The sequence below is a fragment of the Gordonia sp. i37 genome, assembly GCF_002043085.1.
Taxonomy (GTDB): Bacteria; Actinomycetota; Actinomycetes; order Mycobacteriales; family Mycobacteriaceae; genus Gordonia; species Gordonia polyisoprenivorans.
Genome location: NZ_MVPX01000064.1, coordinates 1 through 1,423, shown reverse-complemented (window position 1 = coordinate 1,423; position 1,423 = coordinate 1). Strand labels below are relative to the sequence as shown.

The 1,423-nt window shown below is 67.7% G+C and carries 3 protein-coding genes; 2 read left to right on the top strand and 1 reads right to left on the bottom strand.

Annotated elements, in window-relative coordinates; translation table 11 throughout:
* Positions 1-331 (top strand): phosphoribosyltransferase (locus tag B1964_RS02440; RefSeq protein WP_139765604.1); only part of this gene is annotated, 331 nt, incomplete at its 5' end.
* A 311-nt stretch (positions 332-642) separates the two neighbouring features.
* On the opposite strand, the gene B1964_RS02430 is transcribed toward B1964_RS02440, so the two are convergent.
* Entirely contained in the window at positions 643-1,068 is a 426-nt protein-coding gene (locus B1964_RS02430) for an HIT family protein (protein WP_079928662.1), read from the bottom strand.
* A 51-nt stretch (positions 1,069-1,119) separates the two neighbouring features.
* Here B1964_RS02430 and B1964_RS30875 point away from each other — a divergent pair.
* On the top strand, positions 1,120-1,423 hold a 304-nt coding region (locus B1964_RS30875), incomplete at its 3' end, for a DNA adenine methylase (RefSeq protein WP_253193858.1).

Genomic DNA, 1,423 nt, shown 5'->3' with positions numbered 1-1,423 from the left:
TATCCGGCCGGATCTCATCTGTTCGCTGCGTCTGACCGGCACCCCCCTGGCCACCGATCTCGCCGCGCACCTGTGCTCGGTCGGCAAACGTGAGGGCGTTGCGATGCCCGTACAGATGGGAGACGGGCCACCCCGGGACGCTCCCGGTGTCACCGAGGCCGCGTTATGGCAGGCCCGGCTCGGCGAGCCACCGGCCGAGGTGGCGGGCCGGGCGGTGCTGCTGGTCGTCGACGAGTCCCGGTCGGGTTGGCCGATCACATTGGCCGCGAGCGCTTTACGCGATGCGGGCGCGACCACGGTGCTGCCACTGCTGATCCATCGGACGGTGTGAGGGGGCGGCGCGATTACCTGTCGACTGATCGATGGAGTCCGGCAATTCGGGTAGTGCGCTACGCGTTCGCCGCGGGCGCCGTCCGGCGATGGTGAGTGGGTCCACTCCAGGACATCCACCGGCCCACCGGAGGTGGGCCGACCGACAAGGAGAACACCATGGGAGCAGCAGCGGGACTCATCATCGGCGCGTGCTTGGCAGGCGCGGCGTACATGACCTACAAGATGGCAACACAGAGCTCGACCTCGGACGGGGGTGCCGACGCCGGAGCCCAGTGACCCGGAACCCGTGAGAGGGTCCGGGCACGCGTGTCAGTCGTTCACGTACTCGCTGTAGCCCGTCGAACGCAGCGCGTCCCGGATCTTCTCGGCATCGGCGTCGAGTTCTGCGGGGGTGATGTCCTTGCGGGCGTTGGACAGGTCGAAGGTCTCCATGCTCAGCGCCGGGAAGACGTGGATGTGCACGTGCGGCACCTCGAGGCCGGCGATCAGCAGTCCCATCCGCGGAGCGTCGAACGCCTCCTTGACCGCACGCCCGACCTTCTGCGCGACGTCGGTGAGATGGGTGAAGGAGGCGGTGTCCATCTGCTCCCAGTGATCGACCTCTTTGCGGGGTACCACCAGAAGGTGCCCGGGGGTGACCGGCTCGATGGTCAGGAACGCCACGGCTTGTCCGTCCTGCCAGACGAACCGACCGGGTAGCTCTCCGTTGATGATCTTCGTGAAAACCGACGACATGCACCTCAGTCTAGGGTGCGGCCCGGCCGCGGGGGCCCGGGCGCAGCCAAGATGTTCACCGCCGTGTCGGCCAACCGCCGTGTTGGCGACACACTGTCGGGGGCCCGTGACATCCTTGCTGCTGTGAGTCGCGCCGAGTCCCCCACCGCATCGTCTCGACGTGTCGCCTCCACCGACATCGTCGCCGCCGCGCAGCGCTTTCCGCGGTTGCGGTACATGGGCTCCAAGTACCGTCTGCTGCCACATCTCGAGCGCACCTTCGCCGAGATCGGCGGCAGCACCGCCGTCGATGCGTTCTCCGGGTCGGGCGTCGTGTCCTACCTGCTCAAGGCGCAGGGATTCACGGTGGCCACCA

Bases quoted from the DNA above. Each gene is read 5' to 3' on its own strand.
- B1964_RS02430 (WP_079928662.1), bottom strand. From the start codon at position 1,068: ATGTCGTCGGTTTTCACGAAGATCATCAACGGAGAGCTACCCGGTCGG.